General features: G+C 64.7%; 4 protein-coding genes and 1 pseudogene. All 5 read right to left on the bottom strand.

Features of this window, described 5'->3' with window-relative positions:
* On the bottom strand, positions 1 to 703 hold a 703-nt coding region (locus G3N93_RS34265; RefSeq protein WP_206134957.1), incomplete at its 3' end, for an ABC transporter ATP-binding protein.
* 188 nt (positions 704 to 891) lie between these two features.
* Positions 892 to 2,010, bottom strand: a complete 1,119-nt coding sequence (locus G3N93_RS34270) for a polyamine ABC transporter substrate-binding protein (RefSeq protein WP_011353445.1) — start codon at positions 2,008 to 2,010, stop codon at positions 892 to 894.
* A gap of 61 nt (positions 2,011 to 2,071) precedes the next feature.
* A complete protein-coding gene (locus G3N93_RS34275; RefSeq protein WP_174937579.1) occupies positions 2,072 to 3,514 on the bottom strand; it encodes an aspartate aminotransferase family protein in 1,443 nt (480 codons plus the stop codon).
* 37 nt (positions 3,515 to 3,551) lie between these two features.
* Entirely contained in the window at positions 3,552 to 4,889 is a 1,338-nt protein-coding gene (locus G3N93_RS34280; protein ID WP_011353443.1) for a glutamine synthetase family protein, read from the bottom strand.
* Positions 4,890 to 4,916: 27 nt separating this feature from the next.
* A pseudogene (locus G3N93_RS34285) lies at positions 4,917 to 5,086 on the bottom strand (gamma-glutamyl-gamma-aminobutyrate hydrolase family protein); the annotation flags it as partial.

Genomic DNA, 5,086 nt, shown 5'->3' on the forward strand with positions numbered 1-5,086 from the left:
TCTTGCCTTCGCTCATCACCGCGAGGCGGCTCGCCATCGTCATCGCCTCTTCCTGATCGTGCGTGACCATCACGCAGGTCACGTCGACCTTCTCGATGATGTTCACGAGTTCGAGCTGGGTTTTCTGACGGATCTTCTTGTCGAGCGCGGACATCGGCTCGTCGAGCAGCAAGAGCTTCGGGCGCTTGACCAGCGAGCGGGCCAACGCGACGCGCTGCTGCTGGCCGCCGGAGAGCTGGTGCGGCTTGCGCTGCGCGTACTTGCTCATCTGCACGAGCGCGAGCGCATCGGCCACGCGCTCCTTGATCTCGTTCTTCGGCGTGCCTTCCTGCTTCAGGCCGAATGCGACGTTCGATTCGACCGTCATGTGCGGGAACAGCGCGTACGACTGGAACATCATGTTCACCGGGCGGCGGTACGGCGGCAGCGAGGCAAGATCCTCGCCGTCGACGAAGATCTTGCCGGACGTAGCCGTCTCGAGGCCGGCAAGCATGCGCAGCAACGTCGACTTGCCGCAGCCGGAGCTGCCGAGCAGCGCGAACAGCTCGTTCTTCGCGATCGTCAGGTTCACGTTGTCGACAGCGGTGCTGTCGCCGAATTTCTTCACGACGTTTTCGATGCGGACGAAAGCGTCGTTTTGCGTACGGGCCGCGGGGGCCGGTTGGGTCTGTCGTGCAGCAGCGGAAGAGGGTATCGATTGCATGGGATTCACCATTCGTTCTTCACGGATTGCAGGCGTGAGCGCCCCCGCGCGAGGCGCGCAATGCGACTCACGGACGACGGCTCGTGCCGGATGGAACAGTGCGCGCGGCGCGCGCGGGCGGACGGAGGTCCGCGGATCTCAGGCGGGCAGGCGTGAAGCGATGCCTGCGCCGCCGGAATGCTGGGCGATCAGTGGCCGGTCTTCAATTGGGCCCACAGGCGGTTCTGGAGGCGCAGGATGTCGGCCGGCATCGGCTTCATCAGCACCATCTTCTTCAGCACGTCTTCCGGCGGATAGACGGTCGGATCCTGCGCGACGGCCGGCGTGACGAACTGGTGTGCGGCCTTGTTCGCGGTCGGGTAGAACACCGTGTTGGTGATCGCCGCGTTGACCTTCGGATCGGACACGTAGTTGATCCACTTCAGGGCGGCTTCGGGGTGCGGTGCATCCTTCGGGATCACCATCACGTCGAACCACAGCAGGCCGCCTTCCTTCGGGTTCGAGAACTTGATGTCGTACGAACGCTTCGCTTCAGCCGAGCGGCGATGCGCGATGCCGACGTCGCCCGACCAGCCGAGCGCGACGCACACGTCGTTGTTCGCGAGGTCGTTGATGTAGCCGGACGAGTTGAACTGGGTGATGTACGGGCGGACTTTCTTCAGGACTTCGAACGCAGCCTGGTAATCGCCGGGGTTCGTGCTGTTCGGGTTCTTGCCCATGTATTGCAACGTGGCGGCGAACACGTCGACGGCCTGGTCGAGGAACGACACGCCGCAGCCCTTCAGTTTTTCCATGTTGGCCGGGTCGAACACGAGTGCCCAGCTGTCGACCGGCGCCTTGTCGCCGAGTGCCTTCTTCACCGCCTGCGCGTTGTAGCCGATGCCGTCCGTGCCGTACGCCCAGGGCACGCCGTACTGGTTGCCCGGATCGGCATCCGCGATCATCTTCATCAGCAGCGGATCGAGGTTCGCGAGGTTCGGCAGCTTCGACTTGTCGAGCTTCTGGTACACGCCGGCCTGGATCTGCTTGGCCATGTAGTTCGACGTCGGCACGACGATGTCGTAGCCCGAACTGCCGGCCAGCAGCTTCGCCTGAAGCGTGTCGTCGCTGTCGTAGTTGTCGTACTTGACGTGGATGCCTGTCTGCTTCTGGAAGTTCGGGATCGTGTCCGGTGCGATGTAGTCGGACCAGTTGTAGACATTCAGTTCGTCGGCCGCGTGTGCCGTCGGGCTGGCGACCGACGTGAACGCGGCCGCGGCGGCAAGGGCGGCAACGGAACAGGCTTGGCGAAGAAAGCAGGCACGCATGGTGGAATTCCCCTGGTTATGGCGGCGTGCGGCGCCCGCCGCACGCCTATAGGCAAAACCGTTACGAAATACCCAATTGCTGGGCGGTTGCATCGACTGCTTTTTTCGCCTTCGATACGAGTTCATCAATTTCCGGCCGCGAGATCACGAGCGGCGGCGACAGCAGCATCCGGTCGCCGGTCGCACGCATGATCAGGTTGCCGTTGAAGCAGAAGTCGCGGCAGATCGTGCCGACGTCGCCGCCGTTCGCGAAGCGGCGGCGTTCGGCCGGCGCTTCGGCGAGCTGCAGGCTCGCGACGAGGCCGTGGCCGTGCACCTCGCCGACGATCGGGTGACGCGCGAAGGTTTCGCGCATCAGTGCCTGGAAGTACGGGCCCGTGTCGTTCTTCACGCGCTCGACGATCCCTTCGTCACGCAGCAGCTTCAGGTTCGCGACCGCGACGGCGGCTGCCACCGGGTGGCCCGAGTACGTGAGGCCGTGGTTGAATTCGCCGTTGTCGATGATCGGCCGCGCGACACGTTCGTGAATGCCGACGGCGCCCATCGGCACGTAGCCCGACGTGAGGCCCTTCGCCATCGTGATCAGATCGGGCTCGAAGCCGAAGTGCTGGTGTGCGAACCATTCGCCGGTACGGCCGAAGCCGCCGATCACTTCGTCGGCCACCAGCAGGATGTCGTACTTGCGGCAGATCCGCTGGATTTCCGGCCAGTACGTCGACGGCGGGAAGATCACGCCGCCCGCACCCTGGAACGGCTCGCCGATGAACGCGGCGACGTTCTCCGCGCCGAGTTCGAGGATCTTCGCTTCGAGCTGTTGCGCACGGGCGAGGCCGAACGCTTCCGGCGTTTCACCGGCCGCTGCTTCGCCGAAGAAATACGGCTGGTCGATGTGCACGATGTTCTCGACCTTCGACGGCATCTGCTCGTGCATGTAGCCCATCCCGCCGAGCGTGCCGCCGGCGATCGTCGAGCCGTGATAGCCGTTCTTGCGCGAGATCACGAACTTCTTCTGCGGCTGGCCCTGCACGCGCCAGTACTGGTGCACGAGGCGCAGCACGGTGTCGTTGCCTTCCGAGCCGCTGTTGCAATAGAAGAAGTGGTTGAAGCCCTTCGGCGTGACTTCCGCGAGCATCGCGGACAGTTCGATCACCGGCGGGTGGGTGGTCTTGAAGAACGTGTTGTAGAACGGCAGTTCCTGGATCTGGCGATACGCGGCGTCGGCGAGTTCCTTGCGGCCGTAGCCGACGTTCACGCACCAGAGGCCGGCCATCCCGTCGATCACCTTGTTGCCTTCCGAGTCCCACAGGTAGACGCCGTCGGCCTTCACGATCACGCGGCTGCCTGCGCGATTCAGCGCGCCCATGTCCGAGAACGGGTGGATGTGGTGCGCGGCGTCGAGCGCGCGGTATTCGGCGGTCGTGCGTGCCTGCGTCGCGCGCGGTGCGGCGGCCGTGGCGCTCGGTGCGGCCGGCTGGATCCAGGCAGATTCGTTGCGGTACGTCATGTTTCCTCCGTGATTCCGTATTCGGTTGGGTGCACGCTCAGACGTGCAGCAGCAGATGGCGGCGTTCCCACGAGCTGATCACGCGGAAGAACGCTTCGTATTCGGTTTCCTTCAGCGCGAAATACGCTTTCAGGAACTTGTGGCCGAGGATCTCGCCGAGCGGTTCGCAGGCGGCCATCAGCGTCAGCCCTTCCTCGAGGTTGCGCGGCAGCTGGTACGGCAGGTCGTAGCCGTCGCTGACGAGCGGCTCGGTCGGCTCCAGGCGCTGCGTCATGCCGAGGTAGCCGGCCGCGAGCGTCGCGGCGAGCGCGAGGTACGGGTTGCAGTCGACACCGGGGATACGGTTCTCGATGCGGCGTGCCGACGGGCCCGAATGCGGGATGCGGAAGCCGACCGTGCGGTTGTCGTAGCCCCACTGCACGTTGATCGGCGCGGCCATGAAGCGCGACAGGCGGCGATACGAGTTGATGTACGGCGCGAAGATCGGCATCAGTGCCGGCGTGTACTTCTGCAGCCCCGCGAGGTAGTTGTAGAACATCGACGTCGCGCCGCCGGTTTCCTGCGACGTGAACAGGTTCTGGCCCGTTTCCTCGTCGACGATGCTCTGGTGCACGTGCATCGCCGAACCCGGTTCGTCTTCCATCGGCTTGGCCATGAACGTCGCGTACATGTTGTGACGCAGCGCGGCCTCGCGCACCGTGCGCTTGAACAGGAACACCTGGTCGGCCAGCGACAGCGCGTCGCCGTGCATGAAGTTGATCTCCATCTGCGCGGCGCCGACTTCGTGGATCAGCGTGTCGATGTCGAGGTTCTGCGCTTCGCAGTACTCGTAGATGTCCTCGAACAACGGGTCGAACTCGTTGACGGCCTCGATCGAATACGACTGGCGGCCCGTTTCCGGGCGGCCCGTACGGCCGACCGGCGGACGCAGCGGCAGGTCCGGATCCTTGTTCATGTCGACCAGGTAGAACTCGAGTTCCGGCGCGACGACGGGCTTCCAGCCCTTCGCCTTGTACAGGTCGAGCACGCGGCGCAGCACGTAGCGCGGCGAGATCTCGACCGGCGAGCCGTCGAAGTGCACGCAGTCGTGGATCACCTGCGCGGTCGGGTCGATGGCCCACGGGATCAGGCGGATCGTCGATGCGTCGGGTACGCACACCATGTCGGGGTCGGTCACGCCGGTCAGCGAGCCGTCTTCCGGATATTCGCCGGTGACGGTCTGCACCATCACGGCTTGCGGCAGGCGCATCGATTCGCCGGACGTGAACTTGTTGCGCGGCGTGATCTTGCCGCGCGCGATGCCGGCCATGTCGGGAATGATCGCTTCGACTTCAGTGATCCGGTGCTGCTTCAGAAAATCTTCGATGTCATGCATGTCTGTTCTCGTTGGTTTGGTCGGCGCTCAGGCGAGCGCGGCGGCGGCCATGGCACGCGTGCGGGCGGCGCGGCGGGCGCGGCAGGCATCGCCGAAGGCGCGGAAGATCGCGCTCGACAGCGGGTCCTGCGCATGGCGCCATTCCGGATGACACTGCACGGCGAGGGCGAAAGCCGGTGCATCGACGACGCTCACGG

The organism is Burkholderia sp. Se-20378 (assembly GCF_017104665.1).
Lineage (GTDB): Bacteria > Pseudomonadota > Gammaproteobacteria > Burkholderiales > Burkholderiaceae > Burkholderia > Burkholderia lata.